Source organism: Paraburkholderia sp. BR10936, assembly GCF_040965735.1.
GTDB classification, from domain to species: domain Bacteria; phylum Pseudomonadota; class Gammaproteobacteria; order Burkholderiales; family Burkholderiaceae; genus Paraburkholderia; species Paraburkholderia nodosa_A.
In genome coordinates this window covers 1-20,315 of record NZ_JBFRCM010000027.1, presented here as the reverse complement: position 1 = coordinate 20,315, position 20,315 = coordinate 1, and the positions used below count along the sequence as shown (strand labels likewise).

At 57.6% G+C, this 20,315-nt stretch carries 20 protein-coding genes and 4 pseudogenes; 10 read left to right on the top strand and 14 right to left on the bottom strand.

Annotated elements, in window-relative coordinates; translation table 11 throughout:
* Window positions 1-840: 840 nt before the first annotated feature.
* The 3 genes from AB4Y36_RS36055 to AB4Y36_RS36045 all read left to right on the top strand — a co-directional run bounded on the left by AB4Y36_RS36055 (window position 841) and on the right by AB4Y36_RS36045 (window position 3,425).
* Window positions 841-1,083 carry an H-NS histone family protein gene (locus tag AB4Y36_RS36055; protein WP_368619011.1) on the top strand — a complete coding sequence of 81 codons (243 nt, stop codon included), beginning with the start codon at window positions 841-843 and terminating at the stop codon, window positions 1,081-1,083.
* Between the two features lie 86 nt (window positions 1,084-1,169).
* A complete protein-coding gene (locus tag AB4Y36_RS36050; protein ID WP_069268353.1) occupies window positions 1,170-2,201 on the top strand; it encodes an IS110 family transposase in 1,032 nt (343 codons plus the stop codon).
* Window positions 2,202-2,834: 633 nt separating this feature from the next.
* A complete protein-coding gene (locus AB4Y36_RS36045) occupies window positions 2,835-3,425 on the top strand; it encodes a hypothetical protein (protein WP_368619638.1) in 591 nt (196 codons plus the stop codon).
* Between the two features lie 483 nt (window positions 3,426-3,908).
* Here the strand turns inward: AB4Y36_RS36045 and AB4Y36_RS36040 are convergent, their stop codons facing one another.
* Window positions 3,909-4,256: a transcriptional regulator gene (locus AB4Y36_RS36040; RefSeq protein ID WP_069268351.1), complete on the bottom strand. Its 348-nt coding sequence runs from the start codon at window positions 4,254-4,256 to the stop codon at window positions 3,909-3,911.
* Between the two features lie 416 nt (window positions 4,257-4,672).
* Between AB4Y36_RS36040 and AB4Y36_RS36035 the strand changes: the two are divergent.
* Window positions 4,673-5,524 (top strand): annotated as a pseudogene (locus AB4Y36_RS36035) (acyl-CoA dehydrogenase family protein); the annotation flags it as partial.
* A 46-nt stretch (window positions 5,525-5,570) separates the two neighbouring features.
* Here AB4Y36_RS36035 and AB4Y36_RS36030 read toward each other — a convergent pair.
* The 9 genes and pseudogenes from AB4Y36_RS36030 to AB4Y36_RS35990 form a co-directional block, all read right to left on the bottom strand.
* Window positions 5,571-6,101: pseudogene (locus AB4Y36_RS36030) on the bottom strand (sigma 54-interacting transcriptional regulator); the annotation flags it as partial.
* Window positions 6,094-6,864: an IS110 family transposase gene (locus AB4Y36_RS36025; protein ID WP_368619637.1), complete on the bottom strand. Its 771-nt coding sequence runs from the start codon at window positions 6,862-6,864 to the stop codon at window positions 6,094-6,096. The gene AB4Y36_RS36025 and the pseudogene AB4Y36_RS36030, both read right to left, overlap by 8 nt.
* 115 nt (window positions 6,865-6,979) lie before the next feature.
* Window positions 6,980-7,465, bottom strand: coding sequence for a hypothetical protein (locus AB4Y36_RS36020; protein ID WP_069268286.1), 486 nt, complete (start codon window positions 7,463-7,465; stop codon window positions 6,980-6,982).
* Between the two features lie 76 nt (window positions 7,466-7,541).
* Window positions 7,542-7,841, bottom strand: a complete 300-nt coding sequence (locus AB4Y36_RS36015) for a ferredoxin family protein (protein ID WP_083245578.1) — start codon at window positions 7,839-7,841, stop codon at window positions 7,542-7,544.
* Entirely contained in the window at window positions 7,838-9,151 is a 1,314-nt protein-coding gene (locus AB4Y36_RS36010; RefSeq protein ID WP_368619636.1) for an FAD-dependent monooxygenase, read from the bottom strand. Before AB4Y36_RS36010 ends, AB4Y36_RS36015 begins: the two co-directional genes overlap by 4 nt.
* 11 nt (window positions 9,152-9,162) lie before the next feature.
* On the bottom strand, window positions 9,163-10,275 hold the full coding sequence (locus tag AB4Y36_RS36005) for an electron transfer flavoprotein subunit alpha/FixB family protein (RefSeq protein ID WP_069268288.1): 1,113 nt from the start codon (window positions 10,273-10,275) through the stop codon (window positions 9,163-9,165).
* Window positions 10,272-11,123: an electron transfer flavoprotein subunit beta/FixA family protein gene (locus AB4Y36_RS36000; RefSeq protein ID WP_069268289.1), complete on the bottom strand. Its 852-nt coding sequence runs from the start codon at window positions 11,121-11,123 to the stop codon at window positions 10,272-10,274. Before AB4Y36_RS36000 ends, AB4Y36_RS36005 begins: the two co-directional genes overlap by 4 nt.
* Window positions 11,124-11,178: 55 nt before the next feature.
* Window positions 11,179-11,377: pseudogene (locus AB4Y36_RS35995) on the bottom strand (nitrogenase-stabilizing/protective protein NifW).
* Window positions 11,378-11,522: 145 nt separating this feature from the next.
* A pseudogene (locus tag AB4Y36_RS35990) lies at window positions 11,523-12,641 on the bottom strand (homocitrate synthase); the annotation flags it as partial.
* A gap of 408 nt (window positions 12,642-13,049) precedes the next feature.
* On the opposite strand from AB4Y36_RS35990, the gene nifB reads away from it, so the two are divergent.
* From nifB to AB4Y36_RS35960, 6 genes are all read left to right on the top strand, one after another.
* Window positions 13,050-14,651 (top strand): nitrogenase cofactor biosynthesis protein NifB, encoded by a 1,602-nt coding sequence (nifB, locus tag AB4Y36_RS35985; RefSeq protein ID WP_368619635.1) that lies wholly within the window; start codon window positions 13,050-13,052, stop codon window positions 14,649-14,651.
* A 67-nt stretch (window positions 14,652-14,718) separates the two neighbouring features.
* On the top strand, window positions 14,719-14,913 hold the full coding sequence (locus tag AB4Y36_RS35980; protein WP_083245579.1) for a 4Fe-4S binding protein: 195 nt from the start codon (window positions 14,719-14,721) through the stop codon (window positions 14,911-14,913).
* Window positions 14,914-14,977: 64 nt separating this feature from the next.
* On the top strand, window positions 14,978-15,400 hold the full coding sequence (locus tag AB4Y36_RS35975; RefSeq protein ID WP_368619634.1) for a HesB/IscA family protein: 423 nt from the start codon (window positions 14,978-14,980) through the stop codon (window positions 15,398-15,400).
* The gene (locus tag AB4Y36_RS35970) at window positions 15,372-15,836 is read left to right on the top strand and encodes a nitrogen fixation protein NifZ (protein WP_368619633.1); all 465 of its coding nucleotides are present in this window, start codon (window positions 15,372-15,374) and stop codon (window positions 15,834-15,836) included. Before AB4Y36_RS35975 ends, AB4Y36_RS35970 begins: the two co-directional genes overlap by 29 nt.
* Before the next feature lie 119 nt (window positions 15,837-15,955).
* Window positions 15,956-16,174: a putative nitrogen fixation protein NifT gene (gene nifT, locus AB4Y36_RS35965; RefSeq protein ID WP_069268344.1), complete on the top strand. Its 219-nt coding sequence runs from the start codon at window positions 15,956-15,958 to the stop codon at window positions 16,172-16,174.
* 1 nt (window position 16,175) lies between these two features.
* Entirely contained in the window at window positions 16,176-16,454 is a 279-nt protein-coding gene (locus tag AB4Y36_RS35960; RefSeq protein WP_069268291.1) for a hypothetical protein, read from the top strand.
* Window positions 16,455-17,074: 620 nt separating this feature from the next.
* Here the strand turns inward: AB4Y36_RS35960 and AB4Y36_RS35955 are convergent.
* The 4 genes from AB4Y36_RS35955 to AB4Y36_RS35940 all read right to left on the bottom strand — a co-directional run bounded on the left by AB4Y36_RS35955 (window position 17,075) and on the right by AB4Y36_RS35940 (window position 20,204).
* On the bottom strand, window positions 17,075-18,673 hold the full coding sequence (locus AB4Y36_RS35955; RefSeq protein WP_368619632.1) for a neprosin family prolyl endopeptidase: 1,599 nt from the start codon (window positions 18,671-18,673) through the stop codon (window positions 17,075-17,077).
* Window positions 18,670-18,912: a zinc ribbon domain-containing protein gene (locus AB4Y36_RS35950; protein ID WP_083245582.1), complete on the bottom strand. Its 243-nt coding sequence runs from the start codon at window positions 18,910-18,912 to the stop codon at window positions 18,670-18,672. The genes AB4Y36_RS35955 and AB4Y36_RS35950 overlap by 4 nt, the downstream gene beginning before the upstream one ends.
* A gap of 12 nt (window positions 18,913-18,924) precedes the next feature.
* Entirely contained in the window at window positions 18,925-19,506 is a 582-nt protein-coding gene (locus tag AB4Y36_RS35945; RefSeq protein ID WP_069268293.1) for an ankyrin repeat domain-containing protein, read from the bottom strand.
* Window positions 19,507-19,595: 89 nt separating this feature from the next.
* Window positions 19,596-20,204 carry a hypothetical protein gene (locus tag AB4Y36_RS35940; RefSeq protein ID WP_069268294.1) on the bottom strand — a complete coding sequence of 203 codons (609 nt, stop codon included), beginning with the start codon at window positions 20,202-20,204 and terminating at the stop codon, window positions 19,596-19,598.
* Between the last annotated feature and the right edge of the window lie 111 nt (window positions 20,205-20,315).

Genomic DNA, 20,315 nt, shown 5'->3' with positions numbered 1-20,315 from the left:
CATTCGAGCTGTAATGTCGACTCTGGTGAAACTTCATCGTTGGTCACTGAGTGTCGTCACCTCATATCAATTCGTATAGCGAATTAATTGTGCGACAGCCGGCGAGGAATGCCAGATAGTCCAATCATTCGCTGCATGGCTGACACACGATTTGCGTGCTGCCCGGCTCAAGGATGTGAATACGGATTCTGAAGCGGTGACGGGTGGATTGGATGGTGCCGATGGTGCTGCCGGTGCTTCGACTTCGATTTCGCCTTTGGTTGGGACTCTAACGTCGGCTTCGTGTGCGGATGCGGCTCACCCTGGGGCAGCGGCTCCGTAGTCTGGGCTGCGGGCAGTGGCGGAGGAGAAGTGGTACGAGCACGTTGCGGCGAGTCCTGGCCTTCGCCGAAGTGAAACGTCTGCGAGGCTTGCGCGTAAGCGGTGGTGGACAGCGGCACTGCCATCAGTAACAGGAATTTCGAAAGCTTCATGCGTGTTCCCTTTGGGCGGACGCTTCAGGATAACGCAATGCGCAGCCTTTGCCGCCTTGTCCTGTTCATTGCTCGCGTGGCCGACAAGGTGTGCGCGGTGTTCAAAACTGCATGATGCGCCGCTTCAAGGGTCCGTCGTGTCCGCCGACCCTCGTAAAAAGCGCTGGAACGAACTGGCCACGCGTCAGTCCATCCCTGCAAAAGAGTGTGAACGTTCGTCATGGAACGGCCGCCGAATATTGCCCGTGATTTGCGAATTCGCGGACACAGGCCCAAGGCCGGACTCGTCGATCGGTCATCCCGATTCGGATCAATGCCGTGAGAAAGTCACTATCATGACCGCGAGGTGTCCACATGGGGGAAGTCCGTGGCAACGTACAAGGAACTGAAAGCACAACTTGACGAACTCAAAAGTCAGGCGACCGCTATGCGGCAGCAGGAGTTCGACACGGTGCTTGCCGATATACGTGCAAAGGTTGTGGAGTTCGGATATACCGAGCGGGATATCTTCGGGAGCCGACGCGGCAGACCAAGGGTCGCGCACGGTCCACTGACTGCGAAATATCGCGATCCTGCTACCTGGTCCGGGCGGGGACGCGCGCCAAACTAATGGAATGGGCGCCCCCACCCGAAACGGCATCGGTGTGCCAAAGTGGAAGTGTCGAAGCTACCACTTAATCGAGGAGGGCGCCCAACATGAAGATTACGACGATTGGCATTGATTTGGCAAAAACCGTTTTTGCAATTCATGGCGTGAATGAGCACGGTCGAGCCGTGCTGAAGAAAGTGCTAAAGCGTGATCAGATGGCGGCGTTCTTTGCCAACCTGCCGTGTCTTATAGGAATGGAGGCATGTGGTAGCGCCCATTACTGGGCTAGAAAGCTGCAGGGCATGGGACATACTGTGCGCCTGATGGCGCCGCAGTTCGTGAAGCCGTATGTGAAGGCAAACAAAAATGATGCCGCGGATGCCGAGGCTATCTGCGAGGCCGTCGCGCGGCCGAACATGCGCTTCGTCCCGATCAAGAACGTTGAGCAGCAGTCGGTGCTGTCGCTGCATCGCGTCCGTCAAGGTTTCGTTCGGGCGCGCACCGCACAAGCTAACCAGATACGCGGTCTGCTAAGTGAGTTTGGGCTTGTTATCCCACAAGGAATCACACACCTCGCCGGGCGAGTACCCGGCTTGCTCGAAGACGCGACCAACGAATTGACAGGATCCTTTCGGCAGCTGATTGAGCGTCTCCTGGAACACGTGAAGGAACTCGACCGCCAGGTCCGTGAGCTGGAAGCGCAAATCCGGGTGATGCACCGCGAAAACGAAGTCAGCTGCAGGCTCGCGCGCGTGCCGGGCATTGGTCCGATTACTGCGAGCGCGCTAGTGGCCTCTATCGGTGATGCCAAGAGCTTCGCAAACGGGCGCCAGCTTGCTGCATGGCTGGGTCTGGTGCCCAGACAGAACTCCAGTGGCGGCAAGAATGTGCTGCTGGGCATAAGCAAGCGAGGCGACACCTATTTGCGGACGCTGTTGATACATGGAGCGCGTTCAGTCATCTACGCGGCCAATCGGAAAGAAGATAAGGAGAGCTGGTTGCATAACTTGCTGCAGCGGCGCAACGCGAATGTTACCGCGGTAGCACTCGCAAACAAGAACGTGCGCGTCGTGTGGGCACTATTGACTCATGCACGCGAGTTCCGAAGTGACTACATGGCGAGCGCGAGTGCGGCATAAACTTCGATGCACCTATAAATTGTAACGAACAGCAGGAGACTTCAGCCGATTGCACAGGCTATCAAGATGTGATGGCGAGATAGGTAAGACCGTGGTCAAGAAAATCTGATTGATCCAGTGTGCGCGAGAGCACGCCAAACTGATGAGACCTTGACCAGCAAATTCCATCAGGGACCGCCGGCGAGTGCCGTGCGAAGTCCGAATGCATGGCTGCAATCTTGACCTATAACCTGTCACAAACTGAGCGCTTGGCAAACTGGGGGCGTCCATGCATGGATCAAGGACGCGAAGAATCGCGACCGGTTCCTGATTTACAAATAGATCACCTCGGCGGGCATCGATAACAATTGCATGCCCGCGGCCAATACTTGAATAAAAGCCATTCCTGTTTGCGGGCCCACCCGCCACGATTCGGAAAGATATGAGACGCATATTCGAGTTGCTCGGTGCAGGAATTTAGTCTCATTAATGTCAGTGGGAGCAAAGCGCCCTGGCATGTCCGTATGGCGCTTCCCCGCGTCCCGGGCGCCTGATCAAGTGTGACGGACAGGGCCGCGTCGCTTCATCCCCATGGCAGACCCTTGCACGCAGCGCAGCCATTCGTTATTATTTTTATAACGAATGGAGATCAGCATGGCTACGCTGCACCCGGGCCTTCCGGAATTGAATCTGCCTTCGCGTCAGGGTGGCAGTCCGTCAGTCAGTTCATGGCTGCTGTCCTACCCGATGTTTCGCGACGCCCTGCAACGCGAGGAAACGGATTTTGTCGCACTGCCGTCGTACGTCAGGCTTCCCGTTCCGAGAAGGATGACGGAGCCGACGGATGCGTCGTCTGCCCGGTGGGCAGATCTGGGTGGGGTGCGCGTCTCCTATATCGAGCTCTGTACATCCTGTGTTGCGGACGTCGTGCGGGATCACCTGTTGGCCGGTGCAAACAAACCGGAGACTGCCAATGAAGCCGCGGACGAACTTGAAACGCTCTGTTCGATATTTCCTGCGGCCCGGGTGCCTCTTGTGGCGAGACCTCCGTGCCTGCTCAGTCCCGGCGTGGGCTTTTTCCTCGAGGGTTGGGCGCGCTTTCTCGCGTACTGGTCCCGCAATGACAGGACGATCCCGTTGCTTGCCGTCGACTGGCAGGCCCTGTATGGGCGCCTGACTGACGATCCGCCCAACGGCGCCAAAGCCGCGGCGAAAATCCGGCCATCGCTTTTCTGCATGGCGTGAGGCGACGTAACTACGTCTGGTCCGCGGCGGTGGGCGCTCCTGCAGGCGTTACATCGGGTCTGGATGTTCTGGAACCTGCTTTTGTCGAAACCAGATGCACTTGCTGGCGGCTCACCGCAGCCTCGAGACGGTAGCGGGGCCCTTTTTGTGACAGGCGCAAAAATACCGAACTGAGCTTCCCCTGGGCGTTGTTTTAAGCCACTGCCAGGTTGCCTTGGCCTCGCAAACCCGGTATGTTTACTGTTCCAAAAGTTATGACGGTTTGTGAAAACCCGAGCTTTTGGCGTGTGTTTGCGAACCCACTGCCCGATATGGTCCGTGGGTTCTTTTTTGGTTACTTCGGATCGCGAACGATTTCTGTGCGATTGGGAAGGCCGCTCGCAATCACGCAGCACGGCTGAACGGGGACAACTGCCTTGATTAGCCGATCCGGGCAGAACGCCCTCTATTGGCGGGCTCGGGATCGCGGGGTATGCCGCCGGCTCAGGTGCCCTTCGCTGCCTTCGAGAGCGCTTCGGCGAGCTTGTCGAAGTAGCGCAGCGCGGCAGGCGTGAGTTCGATCTGCTTGCGCCGGGTGTCCTCGGTGTCGGAGAGGGTGAGCCATCCTTTCTCGCGCATGGACGCGATGCGACCGTGAAGTGTCGCAGGAGAGCCCAGTTCACCGTGTCCAATCATGTCCCGGACCGACAACCGGTCCTTGTTCTGTGACGCGCGAGCCACGAACTCGAGAATCTTCTCTTCAAGCGGATCAAGCGCTGGCAGCGTGGGCAAGCCACGAATGGCTTCAGTCAGTTGCAGGAAACGAAGATAGATGTCTGCAGGTCGTTTCATTGCTTTCGCCCATACGCGATGGGTGCGCACGCCGCGAAGGCGCGGGTCAGCTATGATTGGGGAAGGAAAAGCGAATGGAACAATTATACCGTCGTGGGAAGCTTGCGCTTACATTTCTGGTCCATAGCTGGCGGCTGGCCGCACTGTCGCGAAACAGGCGGGCAGCGATGACGCCAGTGACCAGTCCGGGCATCACGAGATCGCTCAGGCATCGCTGCAAATCCAGCAGTGAATCAGCTGCATGCTGTTGCTGAACCAGCAACACGCATGCGGTTTTCCCGACCTGCGCACACCTGATCCCCGGCCAACGATTGGCATGGCTTCTGCTTTATCGGTAAGGAACGAGGCCCGAACACGGGCCACCCATCAAGCCGGTACCTGGAGCCCCTATTACCGCATTGAATCTCGCCAGCACGGTGGCACTTGCTCCCGTTCTTTCTCCCGGTACGGATTACGAGCGTCTCGCTTCACGTTTTCGACCCGTTTTCGCCCGCATCGCAGAGGGCGTGCTCGAGCGTGAGCGCGATCGCAGCCTGCCCTATGAGCAGATCGAATGGCTCAAGGCCGCCGGATTCGGCGCCGTTCGCGTGCCGGTCGAGCATGGTGGCGCGGGGGCTTCGCTGCCGCAACTGATTCAGCTGCTGATCGAACTGGCCGAGGCGGACTCGAATCTGCCGCAGGCACTGCGCGGCCACTTCGCGTTCGTCGAGGACCGGCTCAACGCGGAGCCAGGCCCGGCGCGCGACGTCTGGTTCAGGCGATTTGTCGACGGCGAACTGGTGGGAAACGCCTGGACCGAAGTCGGCAGCGTGGCGATCGGCGACGTGATCACGCGCGTGTCACGTGATGGCGCACGCTGGGTGGTGAACGGAGAGAAGTACTACAGCACGGGCAGCATCTTCGCTGACTGGATTGACGTGTTTGCGCGCCGCGACGACACGGGCGAAGACGTGATCGCGGCCGTGCGCGCGAGGCAGCCCGGCGTGACACATCACGACGACTGGGATGGCTTTGGCCAGCGCACGACGGGCAGCGGCACGACCACGTTTGTCGCCGCCGAGGTGGACGAGATCGACATCATCGATTTTTCGACGCGCTTCAAATACCAGACCGCGTTCTACCAGCTGGTGCTGCTCGCCGTGCTCGCGGGCACGGGCCGCGCCGCGCTGCGCGACATCTCGCAGGAGGTGCGTTCGCGCCGGCGCATCTTTAGTCATGGCAATGCGCCTTCGTTCGCGCAAGATCCGCAGGTCCAGCCACGAGGCGAACGTCGACGCCGAACTGGATTCCGCACGCGGCCAGAGCGCGATTGCCGAGGTCGCTGCGGAAATGCCCGGCCGCCACCGCGTGCTGCAGGTGGACATTCGTCGCCGCCACCACGCGCACGTCGATCGGAATACCGTGCTGGGATCCAAGCCGCACGACCTCGCGCTCCTGCATCACGCGCAGCAGCTTGACCTGCATCGACAGCGGCAGGTCGCCGATCTCGTCGAGGAAGAGCGTGCCGCCGTTGGCCGCCTCGAACCAGCCCGGCTTGGCGTTGAACGCCCCCGTGAAGGCGCCTTTCTCGTGGCCGAACAGTTCGCTTTCGACCAGCGTTTCAGAAAACGCGCCGCAGTTGACCGCGACAAACGGCTTGTCGCGCCGCCCGCTCAGGCTGTGGACGTGGCGCGCGATCAGTTCCTTGCCCGTGCCGGTCTCGCCGATGATCAGGATATTTGCGTCGCTGGGCGCGACCAGCTGGATCCGCTCAAGCAGTTCGATCGAGCGGGGATCGACGAAGACCTGCGCGCGTGCACGGATCGAGGCTGATGCCCAGCAGACGCGGCGTGCCGCCCTACGAATGCTGACGCGGCACCAAACCCAGCCATGCAGCAAGTTCGCGGCCGCTGCGAAAAGATCCGGCGTTGCCGATCGAGGCTGCGAGGGCCGACGCGGTAAGTGGCCCGATCCCGGGTATTGTTTCGAGAAGCCGACCGGGCGCATCCGTGCGATGGATCGCGCGGATACGACCTTTGAGCTCAGCCACCTTGCTGCCAAGTTCGCGCAAGTGCTCGACGAGCATTTGGATTAACGCCCGGAACGGCTGAGAATGTCCATCATCACGTGTGGAAGGAGCGGCCATGGCCCGTTGGCCACGCAGTTGGATACCCTGTGGCAGCACGATGCCGAATTCGCCAAGAAGCCCGCGTATTTGGTTGGCAAGTGCTGTGCGTGATTTGACTAGGCCGGCGCGTGCGCGATGCAGCGACAGCACTGTCTGTTGCGCCTGCGTCTTGAGCGGTACAAAGCGCATGTTTGGTCGCGTTATCGCCTCGCAGATTGCTTCGGCGTCGGCCGCGTCGGTCTTGTTGCTCTTTACGTAAGGCCGGACGAACTGCGGGGCGATCAGTCGAACGGTGTGTCCGAGCTTGGTGAGCTCAAGGCCCCAGTAGTGCGACGAGGCGCACGCTTCCATGCCGATTACACACGGTTCGAGCGTAGCAAAATACCGAAGTACATTCGCGCGTCTTAGCTGTTTGCGTACAACGATTTCGCCTTGCGAATTCACTGCGTGAGCCTGCATCACGCTCTTGGCCAGATCCAGTCCAACAGTCGCTATATTCATGATGAACGCTCCTTTGCCGTGAACGCCACGACTTCTCCACTTTGGCATAAACCCCTCGCTGGGTAGCGGGGGTCGTCCATCACATCAGAGCCGACGGCTGGCCTGCCGGTAGGGCTTATCGACGCCCGGACTGCGCGAGAAGGGCTTCCACCACGTTGAAGCCGACGCAGTCGGCCGGATCCAGCCGGCGCAGCTTCGCAAGGAGCCTCAGGGCAACCGCGCGTTCGCAGCGGCGAACGCTGATAAAGGCCAGCGCCTTCAGCGTGAAGAGCCAAAAGCGTGCCGGTCCAGGAATCGTGAAATCTGTGTCGCCTGGCTGTACGGCACACCAGTCAATGTCAATTGACGCTTCCCGGGCTGCAGCTGTCAAAGCCTTGGTTGCAACTTCCTTCGCCTCGCCAAGTTCGCCCCGGTTCGCGTGAAACTTGTATAGCAGATAGTAGGGTGGCAGGCAGCGCGGGTGAGAAAGAACGGCGGTCCACAATGCAGCGGTCACATCGTCCCAGCGGCCGCCACGTGTGTCCTCGATTAAGCGCAATACGGAAGGAGGCACGGCGCCGCCAAACAGATCTGCCGACTCAATGCCAGTAAGGATATTCATTGATTTGCTCCGAAGCGATAAGCCTTCTGCACCTTCCTGTGGTAGGCGGAAGCCGAAATGACGAGGTCGTTTTCGTCTATCCGAACTTGAACTGGATTCCGTGACCACCCCTCGGATACTCCCAGGAAAGGTTGTGGTGTTCCCCGCATAGAATGCGACAACTGCCGCATTCAAGGCAACCGTCGGTAATTAGTGTCACGGCGCCGTTGTTCTCATTCCGATAACAGGAAGCGGGGCAGACGAACGTACAGCTTTTATCGCTACATTCATTAATGCAGGTTTCGGGATTTCTTATTTGGACGTGTGGCCGGCCAACGTCAACGCGGTAACGGTTTTGGAATAGCTTCTCGTCGATGTTCACAGTAAGTCTGGTCATCGGAAGGCCCTCCAGAGTTTGTATGCGTCGCCCACCAGGCCTGTTAGTGAGCGACTTTTGCGGAAGCTCGCCATGACATCCACTTTCTTTGTCTGCTTGTCCACGCCGTCGACCGTAATCATTGTCCGAGCCGCTTTAGCGACTAGATCAGGATATGTCGTGAAAAACTGCGGATTGTGATGCAAGATCTTCGGCATGTCTCGGTACTTGAACAGGTCCTTCATCACGAAACTCTTGTCGAGCGCGGCCTTGTACCCGGAGAGGGCGCTAGCCCGATAGCTGTGGCCTCCGGAGGCTTTTGTGGCTATCGCGGTCTCCGCGGCGAGACGTCCTGTCGTCATGGCAAGATTAGAACCTTCGCGATGTACGGAATTGACGAAGCCACCGGAATCGCCGACGATCATCCAGCCGTTCCCGTACACTTCCGGGATTGCATTGAAGCCCCCCTCGGGGATCAGATGCGCACAGTACTCCTTCATTTCACCGCCGGCGATGAGCGGGGCGATGGACGGATGACGCTTCATTTTTTCAAGTAACACATATGGGCTTGTACGGTTCGAGTTGTTTTTGAAGTCGCTCAGCATACAGCCGACGCCGATTGTCAGCGACTCCTTGTTAGTGTACAAGAAGCCGGTTCCAGCCATGCCATCGGTGATTCGGCCGACCATCTCAATGACGACGCCTTCGTTATCGGCAACATTAAACCGCTGGCAAATTGTTTCCTCAGGCATAAAGAGAATCTCCTTCACAGCCAGCGCGACATTGCCCGCCTTGATTTCGCCGTGAAAACCTGCCTTACGCGCCAATGTCGAATTGACGCCGTCCGCGAGGACCACGATGTCCGCATAAACTTCACCGTGTTGGCGGTCGCATTGCACGCCGACAACCTGGTCTCCGTCCATTATCAGGCGATTCACGGTGGTCTCGCAGATCAGCAAAGCGCCTGCTTCACGTACTTTCGACGAAAACCACTTGTCGAACTGTGCCCGTATGATCGTGTAACGGTTATATGGGGGATTGTTGTAGTCTTCGCTGCGCGCGTGCGTGCCCACAAACGAGGTATCGTCGAGCATCCACAGGCGTTGCTCGATGATGTGGCGCTCGAGAGGGGCATCGTCACGGAAGTCCGGAATGATCTGTTCCAGTGCATTGGCGTAAAGGATCGCGCCCTGAACGTTTTTGCTTCCGGGATACTCGCCGCGTTCAATCTGAAGCACTTTCAGGCCGCCTTTCGCCATAACGTAGGCTGCGGCGTTGCCTGATGGTCCAGCTCCGACCACAATGGCGTCGAATTTGGGGGAGGTTATCATGTTTGTTTTCCTTACGAGTCTAGCCGCTGCGGTATCAGGTGCTGCTTAAAGGCCTGTGTTAGTTCCGGTAGTACGCGCATTGCGTCCCCCACAACGCCGTAGTGTGCGTAATCAAAAATCGGTGCGTTTGGGTCGGTGTTGATCGCGACGATGACGTCAGAGCTTTCCATTCCGACCCGATGCTGGATCGCACCAGAGATTCCCGCGGCGATATAAAGCTTGGGCCTGACAGTTTTGCCGGTCTGTCCGATCTGGCGTTCGGCTCGGACCCAACCCGCCTGAACGCATGGGCGGCTCGCGCCGACTTCGCCACCGAGCACCTGCGCCAGCTCGAATAGCAGCATGAAGTTCTCGCGATTCTTGAGTCCCTTGCCGCCGCTTACGATCACGTCCGCGTAGGCAAGGTTGATTTGATCACTTGTCTCGTCAGGGATGAAGTCAAGCAATTTGGTTACTATATTGGCCTCGATCATCCCGAGCGTTTCCTGCACGATCTCGCCACTGCGGCCTTGCTGCGCCGGCGGCATGGGCATGACTCGTGGACGCACAGTCGCCATCTGCGGGCGGGATTCGAGCGTCATGATCGTACAAAGCAGAGAGCCGCCGAAGGTCGGCCGCGTCGCAGCTAGTACACGCGAGGCGGGATCGATATTCAACTCAGTGCAGTCGGCTGTAAGGCCAGTCAGAAGCCGTGTTGCGACAGAGCCCGCGAGATCTCGGCCCATTGAAGTCGCACCGAGCAACAGTATCTCGGGGCAGTACTTGCTAGCCAGATCTGACAGGCCTTTCGTGAACGGTTCGTTGCGATAACCGCGCAACACCGGATCGTGGATGACATACGCTTTGTCCGCACCCAAGGTGAACGCCTCAGCGGCAAACTGCTCGAGTGGCTCTTCAGTACCACCGAGTACCGCGACAGCGACGTCGCTGCCGAGTTTATCGGCGAGCTTGCGAGCCTCACCGACCAGTTCCCACGATACGCTGTGCGCACGGCCACGATCGTGCTCGATGAAGACCCACACGCCCCGATAGTCTTTCATACGGTCGCGGAGTTCTACGTTGCAGCCGTTAGCGTGTGCGATCGGCTCGGCCGGTTTTTGTTTCCAAGCAACAAGCGAATTCATGCATTCCTCTCCGTGAGCCGCAGGTCCATCTCTAGCGTCGGATGGCGAGTAAAGATCTTACGCACAAGTTGAGCCGCCGCGTCCTGGAGACTCGACTCGTCGAATTCGATCATCTCGGTATCTTCTGCACGCGGCGTTGCGCCGAACACCTTACGTACGACGGTAGGTGAACCCTTCAGCCCGATCTTGCTGGCGTCATCGATCCCGGCCTGCTGGCGGTTCCACTTGCGCACGGGGAAGCCAGCGGCATGGATTACTCTGGGCAGTGTTGCGAAACGCAGATCGTTCGTGTTCTCAAGCATCGTGACAAGGCACGGCAACGCCGTCTCGAGTACCTGAACGCCCCCTTCAGCACGGCGTTCGGCCATGATCGTGCGTCTGCCGAGGTCGATCTCGAGGATTCTCGACACGTAGGTAAGCAGTTGGATGTCCATGCGCGTCGCGATGCCCGGGCCGACTTGGGCTGTATCACCGTCGATCGTTTGTTTGCCTGCAAAGATCATATCCACTGAGCGTTCACTCGCGATCTGGCGGATCGCGGCGGCCAACGCATAAGAAGTGGCGAGCGTGTCGGCGCCGGCGAACGACCGGTCGGTGATGAGCACGGCGTCGTCTGCACCGTAGCTGATGCATCTACGCAGTGCGTCCTCGGCCTGTGGTGGTCCCATAGAAAGTATCGTGACCCATGCGTCGAAGCGGTCTTTTAGCCGTAACGCTTCTTCTAGCGAGAAGAGATCGTAAGGATTGACGATTGCCGGCACGCCTTGCCGCATGATGGTGTTGGTCACAGGGTGAACCCGAATCTGGGCAGAATCCGGTACTTGCTTGATGCAAACGACAATATGCATTGAGATTCTCCTAATCAGACGCCGCTGGGTGCCGACTGCGACGCGCACAGGCTTTTCAGGAAGACGACATGGCGGTCGGCGGCCTTCTAAAGACTTTAAACACTCGTTGTTTAGGGGGCGCGGATACAACGAAGTCGTCGCAGGCCTTCCGCAGCAAGCCGTGATAGATCAGCCGTCGTGGAGGGCGGCGCGTCGTCCTGTTGTTCGATGTACCGAAAGAAACGTTTCATGATGTGCAGGCGGTTCAACTTCACTATCCTTTTGTCGAGGGCAATGCAAAAGAGACGCGGAAATCCTCCATAGATGAAAACGGACGAAGTCTCGGATAAGTCCTTCCATGGGTTTGCTCCTCCTAAGTCCGTTTCTCGCTATGAGCGGCCTCCAGGACGCTCTGACTCGCGTGCTCCGTACCTCACTCAAAAAGCGGCGGAGATCGATTGCGCTAGGCGCCTTCTTATGTCGCGTGGCGAAGGCGCGGATGTGCGGCGGCAGTAGCGGCACAAGCCGCTCCGATACCTTCAGGCCCGAAGCGTCATATGCGTCACGTTCGCCTTGAGACCCAGAATGGTTGCCTAGCACTGTAGACCGTTGCCGGCAGACCTCTGCAGGATCGAATCCTTCGTAGGTTGCGACGTGTTTGGAAAGGCCGTCTGTGTGAATTCCCGCTTCGTGAGTAAAAATGCCTCGACCGATGATGCTTTTTCCAAAGGAGACGGCTCGGCCCGACGCATGTTCGACCAGCAACGAAATACCGGGCGGCGCGTTAGTGTCGACGCCGGTATCTCGTCGCAGAAGATGACGTGCTCCCATCACGACTTCCTCTAGCGCCGCGTTGCCGGCTCGCTTGCCTAGACCGTTGACGGTGGTGCTGGCATGTGTTGCGCCTGCCGCAAGGGCCGTTAACGTGTTGGCTGTGGCAAGCCCGAGATCGTCGTGCGCGTGGATTTCGATCTCGAGGTCCACGGCAACGCGCAGCGCCGCAATCGCCTGGTATGTCTTAAACGGATCCAGCACGCCGACCGTGTCTGCGAAACGCAAGCGCTGAACCCCTTGCTGCTGTGCGCATTGAGCCACTTCGATGACAAAGGAAGGATCCGCGCGCGAGGCGTCTTCCATGCCGAGAGAAATGGTTGCGCGACTTCCGATTGCTATGTCGACTATGCGGTCAATTTGACGCAGAACGCACGTACGGGACTGCTGCAGCTTGTGGCGCAGATGAATATCCGAAACAGGGATGGAGAGGTGAGCGATATCGGCATTGCAACGCAATGCCGCCGCGAGGTCGCCTTCGGTGAGGCGTCCCCAAACGACTATACGAGAGTCGAGACTTAAGCCGGAAATTTCCGCTATGCACGCCATTCCCTCGTCGCCCATTGCGGGAACCCCGACTTCGAGTTCCGTCACGCCGGCCTGAGACACGGCGCTCGCGATCGCGCATTTTTTCTCGGCGCGAAATGCGACTCCTGCAGTCTGCTCATCATCGCGGAGCGTCGTGTCATTGATAATTGGAAGATGCATGTCAAGTCTCTCCAGAGGTGTCGATTGCGCCGCAAACATCGTGCCAATGGGACGTTCCGGCCGGAGTATGGTTCTGTTTGAACCTGAAAGGCATCATGTCGGGATTCGGAGTACTTGGTGTGATAAGTCGCGTCGGGAATGTGCCATTCCCAACAGTGTCGCGCTTGAATCTGGCCGATCGGGTTATCGGCGAACGCGAAAGCGGTTGCTTTGATCGCGAGTAATTCAAATGAATAAGAACTGAGACACAGCGCCAGCGTGGCTGGACTACCCATGTGTCATGGTGACGGAGCACACGGCGATGCTCTCGGCTTCAAGTATCGTCCACTCGCACATCGTGCGTTTTCGCGATGGCATGGATTTCGCTGGGAGCAATGGCACACCCACCGTTCATTGCGGAGAGATACCATGCACGACTGCGCGAATGCCGGCGCTCTGATCTTGGCCGACGGCGCCAGAGTCACACACATCATGCCATCGGTGTCGGCCGCGGATCCACTTGCCGGATACGGCCGCCCCGATTCAAATGGCGCACCAGCCGGGTCAAGTTGCTGTTCGACCGACGCACCAGAGAACATCAATGCGGAGGTGTGGGAAAGGATCAGAGATCACCCGTGTTATTCGGAGGAAGCGCATCGCCATTATGCGCGCATGCATGTCGCAGTGGCGCCCGCCTGCAATATCCAATGCAACTACTGCAACCGAAAGTATGATTGCTCGAACGAGTCGCGGCCTGGTGTGGTATCAGAGAAGCTCGCGCCGGATCAGGCCGTGAAAAAGGTGATGACCGTCGCCTCGAGGATTCCGCAATTGACTGTCGTCGGGATCGCGGGCCCGGGGGATGCACTGGCCAATCCGAACAAAACGTTCGACACCTTTCGTATGCTTCGCGAACTCGCGCCGAAAATTAAGCTATGTCTTTCGACGAACGGCCTTTCTCTGCCTGACTATGTCGACGAAATTTGCGATTACGGCATTGATCACGTGACGATCACTATCAACATGGTCGACCCTGTCATCGGCGAAAAGATCTATCCATGGATCTTTTGGGATCACAGCAGAGTCACGGGCGAAGAGGCCGCGCGAATTCTGCACGAGCGGCAGATGCTAGGGCTCGACATGTTGAGCGCGCGTGGCGTACTTACGAAGATCAACTCGGTACTCATCCCTGGCATCAATGACGAGCACCTGGTCGAAGTGAATCGTGAAGTAAAGCGGCGGGGTGCGTTTTTGCACAACATCATGCCGCTGATCTCGGATCCTACGCACGGCACGTATTTCGGTGGCCGTGGCCAGCGCGAGCCTACCGCTCGCGAGTTGAAGGCCGTGCAGGACGCCTGCATGGGCGGCGCGGCCCTAATGCGCCATTGCCGGCAATGTCGTGCAGATGCCGTAGGCCTTCTGGGCGAAGACCGCCATCACGAGTTTTCGCTTGCAAGCATCGAACACATGGACGCCGTGGACAAGCTTGATCTTGGCAGTACACGTCAACGCCGCGTGGACGCCGCAAGCGATGGAGAGCGCGAAATGAAACATAAGACACGAAGCTTGTCAGGAGCGACCCAGGTGCTAGGCGATGTCGAGGTGCGGATTGCCGTTGCGACGAAGGGAGATGGACTCGTCAACGCACATTTCGGCCACGCTTCCGAGTTCCAGATTTTCCAGGTCAGCGCCGCTGGAGCCCTCTTTGTCGCGCACCGCCGCGTGGGCGCCTATTGCCGCGGCGGCGATGGCGATGAGGATGACTTGCGGCCGATCGTACACGCGATCAACGATTGCCATGCTGTGCTGGTTGCAAAGATTGGCTTGTGCCCACGGAAGTCGCTATTAGAAGCGGGAATCGAACCCGTGGATATGTACGCCCACGAACCAATCGAAAAAGCCGCGCTTGCATGGCTCACCGATTATTGTGGCCGTCTCACGACTGGCGAAATTGACCACGCGGACCGCGGCGACGCGACAATCCCACAGATCGGGTTGACTAGGGTGGGAGAAGACGCCCCTGTTTGAGCGGCAGGTAGCGCAGTCGTCCTGACGTGCTCGGTTACACCGAAAATCATCACAAGGAGTGCATGGTATGGCCCTAAAGATCATTTCCTCCGCCTGCACTGGCTGCTCGGCTTGCGAGCCACAATGCCCAAACGTCGCCATCATCGAGAAAGGCGGCGTCTTCGCAATTGATCCGAGAAAATGTACCGTGTGCGAGGGGCAATTCGATAGTCCGCAATGCGTGGCGGCGTGCCCTGTGGACGGGTGCATCGTGCCGGCCTAGCGCTCTGTTCCGCTTGCCTTGCGCAGTGTACCCGACGATTGTTCAATTCGACGATTTTTAAATCATGTTGCCAAATTTTGCAGTGACACCCGCCGCCGAAGAGTTCCTTCACCGTATCGTGCGCTTTTCCGGTCTGCCATCCGGTGCGGGCGTTCGTATTTGTGTGAGTACTTGCGGTTGCTCCAGATACGAAGCCGGACTGAGCGCCACGGCCGATGCGCAGCCCGGTGATGAGACTACGGAGATCAATGGACTGCGGATTCTCTTGCCGGCAGAAACTCGGCTGTTGCTCGACGGCTTTACCGTCGACTTCGTCGAAACACAAGACAGGTGTGGCCTTGCATTCAAGAGTGGCAATCATGCATTTGGCGCCGCCGCGCGCGCGCGGCGGCGCAGGCGAGTTGAGCGTCTCGCGCATCGATCGGACGCCGACGTAACTCATTGCCACGGGAGGTGTCATGAAGCGTGCATCCCGGTATTTAAATGAGCTGGGCGTGAGGGACGTCGAGAGCGACGATGCAGTCGAACTTGCTTTTCCACCACGGTTCGCCGTTGGCGAGCGAGTGATTGCACGTGCCGTGATTCGTAACGACGGTACATACAACGGTAAGGCTATGGGGGAGCTGCTCGTGAGCCAGGGCGATGCCGGTTATGTCACTGCAATCGGCACGTTTCTGCAGCGGTTCTACGTCTATGCGGTTCACTTTTTCGAAGGAGACCGCCGCGTTGGAATGCGCGCGAAGGAGCTCTGCACGCTCGATCGCCTGCCGCAGGACGTGCTCGCCCAACTGGGGAGGCGCGCCGACGCGCTTCGCTGGATCGGTTCGTGGCACGCCGATATGGAGAAGGAGAACTGCGCGCAGATGCCGACGCTAAGCGCTGAGCGCATTAGCGAGCCGTTCGATGATGGTGGACTCCCTTAACTCAGCCAGTTTGTGTGGGATAAGGCGGGATCGTACTGCGCACGTGCGGCATGTCCGCCGGTTGTTGCAGCCATACGTCTGGTGGCGCGAATCGCTTAACCAACCCGGGAGATATCAACGTGAAGGTCACAATCCGAAAGGATGACAATGGCGTATTCAGGGCCTATGTTCCGAAGAAGGATGTCGAGGAGCCAATCGTCTACATCGATGGAGCGCAGCTTTGGGGTGGACGTATTACGCTTGCTAACGGCTGGGAGTTTCAGTTGCCCGAACTTGCGAGCGACACCTCGCTTCCGGTAACTGTCGAGGCGCGGCGGGTGTCAGGCGGGTGGGAATGACATGGGCCTTACTGTGGAACAGATTCATGCGATAACTGAGCTGGTTTGTACCGAACCGACGCTGCAGGAAGCCGCGGTAATTTGGCGAAAGCGCTATCCCGATGTGCGTATCATTCGGATCACCGCAGTCGAGCTAAGCGATGAGAAGCCCTTCCTCGAGTTCCGTGGTCGCCGGGTCTATCTAGCGACATGGACCGGCTTTTGCATTAATGTGACCACGGAGGCAGCGCAAGCGGATATGCTAATATTGGCAGAAGAGGCGTTTTGCGATGGCGACTGAAGAATTCGCACTTTGCGAGCTTGCATACCACACTACGGCGATCTAGTGTTTTCCCGGGCTTTTGAGTCGTTGGAGCGGTGGTCCGACGCTCGATTCGTTCGAGCTTACGGTCGCTCGGCGCAGCGATGCCGTTGTCGCGGTGAATCGACGCTCGGCAGCTCGATGACCCTGCGTGTGCTGGGCATCGGGCTGGGTGACGCAATTACCAGCGCACCCTGCACATCTCATCCCATAGATTGCACATGGATTATCTTGGCCGGCTTAGGGCCTCGCATGTATTTGCCGATATCAACTGCCTCGACGTGAGGAGGACAGTGCAGAATATCGGTGAGCGGACGTACGCAATTAGTCAGTGACGGCGAACGCTTGGCCTACGAATTGCAATACCGGTTTTCGGTCACGGGAAGGTGGGTTGACCGTCGGTGTCTCGCGGTTTTCGTGTGCCGTTTAAGGCTGGCTCCGGGTCAGCTCGCCGCCTCGTTCGGCATCGCGCACGTAGGATGCCTCGATGAACCAACTGCCAAACGCAACATGTGGAAACCTCGCTAGCGCGAGGCGTCGGGATGTTAGGCGGGGCTATGCATCATAGAACAATAGGAATCACGCGCTCTATGCCGTCTTCACCTGCACTGTGTTCCGCCTGGGCCGCCAACGAAGACGTATCGGGTCCACCAACTTGGATTGTGGTTATCGGCGGAAATATAACCGCCATCTCCGTTGCTGAATGGACCGGCCGCGTGGTAGCAGGTCGATCGCACCGACAAGTGCGGATCATCCCAGGCAGCAGTGTCAGCGAGGTTGTAGTAGTAGAGGTTGCGCTGATAAGCTGCGTGGCCATATAGTGGGCTGTCCCAATTACCACTACCGGCGCCTGGCCAAGACGTAAGCCCAGTTGTTTCTGTACCAAACGAAATCAAGGTCGCGTTATGACTGTTCTGTCCGCCTTGATAGAACTCCGCGGGGTAGTAACCAATCGCCACGCCGTCACGAAAGAGCCACCAGTTCCCGTGTGCGTCGCGATGATATCCGGCACTGAACTCGTGCTGTTGACCGCCGGGAGAACTGATGTCAACTAACGCGCCCCCGAGTACCGCTTTCTCCGAAACCTGCACGAAATCCCCGCAGCTGTTGTTCCAGCATCCGGTGTTCACGTAGTTATCGGCGGTGCTGTAGATGAAGAAGTGCGGCAGATTGTCCCCAAACTTGGAAGGCGAGACTACCCAGCCAGTCTCTTCTGACTGTAAAGGGTTTGCACCGCCGGCTCTGTCTCCACCAATAATCCAGATCTGGGACAAACTAAAGAACTGACCCGCCGCAGCATCCACTTTCGGATTCCAGACATTGAACGTGACGTTGCCCCCGAGATTCTCGACGTTTTGCTCGAATGTCGCATATTTGTGTGTATAGGTATCCGCGGAGAGTAATTGACTCGCGATAAAGGGTGCATTCGCTGATTCGCTGCTTGACGGGAGCCTGGTCATCGGTGGAGGCGCCTTTCTGTGATATGCATCTACTGTCGGAAATCGACTAAGCTCTTCCAGTGTGACTCTATTCAAGGGGACGCTGCCCGTACCACAGCTTGGCGTATTCACGCCGTTTTGCAACTGTTCCGACGACCCTACCGATCGGCTGGATAAGTCACCGTTGAGGTTTGTCGCTGACGCTAACTGTGGAGGTGTTGCGATTTTCCTTATTTGATATCTCCGGACAGCAGGTTGCTCCATCACCGGAACGCAGTCATAGGTTTGGCCGTTCGCAATAAAGCTCCCTGAGACGTGTACTCCGTTGTAACGTTCAATAATCGCTTGGCGCATCACTTCGAAAGCAGACGGATCATTGACTTTGTAGGTGCGCGATATTGGAGGCTGATTGTCTGACTCAAGATGCGCCCCGGACCCTCGCCAAGGGTGGCCAATAAAATCCTGAGCGGCGGCAGCTTTCGTGTCAGCCATGAATCTGTCAAATGATTCCATATGGGAATCCATGCTCTGCGAGTATGCGGGCATTGTCCATGTTGATATCCCGATCAGGAACGCAGAAGAGACATATTGAATTGTGTTTGCAAGTCTACCGAGTTGTTTCCCGTTGCGAGGATTTACAACGAGGAATTCTTGTGCACAGAGGTAAATAGACTGCGGCGACATATGATTTTCCTTGGACTTAACTTTTTTGCAAGCCAGATATGGAATGACAGGCGCCGGCTCATTGTGGCGTTTCAAGGTCGATTCAATAATTGCATGCGCTCAGCCGCGGAATAATTGCTCAAATGCCCTTCACGAGCGGCCTGGCGGCGTGCTGCCGTAATGAGTGCCTTGTTGCGTGGAGGGGCGGACGGTGCGCTGACCTGCTTATCCATCGCATTACTGCTACAGCGCGGACAAGACGCCAACGAATTGGTGCGTACAAGTGTCTCGAACCGAAAATTGCAGTTGCGGCATACATAGTCGTAAAGCGGCATGAGAAGTTTTCCTCAATGGGCAAGGTTGTGCGACGGAGCATCATCGGCGAAACGCGACGATTCGCACATGCCGTTTTTGAGTCGGTCTACCGTTAGCAGCAGCTGTAGTCCAAAATCCGTGGCCATGTCGAAAGCGGTTCGCCCATCTGGCGCGACCAAGCTGTTACTCGCACCAAGGGATATTAGCAACCACATGACGTCGACTCTGCCGTTGGCGGCTGCCTGCATCAGGTATGTGACGTCGTGCGCATTGGCATGATCGACATTAAGACCGGCACTGATCAACCGTAGAATCGGTCCGGGCGTTCCGCATAGACATGCGTACCATAGCGCATCGTTTCCGTTGTCGTCGAGCGCACTGACGGGTGCACCTTCGTCGAGCAACGCGGCGACGATACGGTCTTCCCCATGCATCGCTGCGAGCATCAACGGCGTTATTCCGTCAACGCTGCAGGAATGGGCATCCGGAAAGTCGTGTGCCGACAGCCATCTAGCGACTGACGAACGTGCACGAGCTTGCAGACCCTCATCAGCGTGCGGGAGGCTTTGAGCGTTCCCTTTTCGACGTGCGGCATCATCGATTAGCAGTGCCATGGAAATTCTCCAGTTAGATTACGTGAGCGTTGTGATAGCTTGTGTGCATGGTGGATTCTTCATGAGGAAGCACCGCTGCGGAATGCAACCTAGACCGGTCTGTTTTCGTTAGGATCACGGACTGGGCCCATCAGTTCGAGTCCATGCGCGTAACTGATGGGATCGAAACACAAGTCGAACTTCGACCCGGCGTCGGCGACGGCGTCGAGTTTTCCCGCTGTGTCCTTTTTCTTCAGCTCTGCCTTGTCGAGATACAGGAGCTCAAGTATTTCGTTGTAGACCGTCGATTCCACGATAGGGAGGACATAGAATACTGCGCCCTGATAGTGCGCCTGATAGCGGCTCGAGAGATCGATGTTGTCGCAGAACAGAAAGTACTTTCCGTTGGGCGAGAGTGCGTCTCCCAACACTTCGGCGACGTCTTTCAGATGTTCGAAGCTCAATAACCACCCCGCGAAAAATATGAGATGCGGGTTGCCGACGTCGGCCACTGCCATGACCTGCTCGCAAGACAGCTCTGGCGGGCGCGCTTCATCAGCGAGTTGCGGTCCGAAGCGCAGCGCGAGTTCGCCGCGAAAACCGATGCGCCGAGGTGTACTGGTGGGACCCTTGAACACTGCATTGAGTAAACGGCCCTCGAGTTGCAAGCGGGCGAAAACGGTCTGGTCAAGTTCCTTGTCAATAGTCATATCGTTCATTAGGTTCTCCTCTTAAGTTTGAATAACTTGTGAATTGGCAGTGACAGTTCGCAATCGGTCAAGAAGGATGGAGTTTCACTTGCAACTTTCGTACCACCACATCCCTCCCTC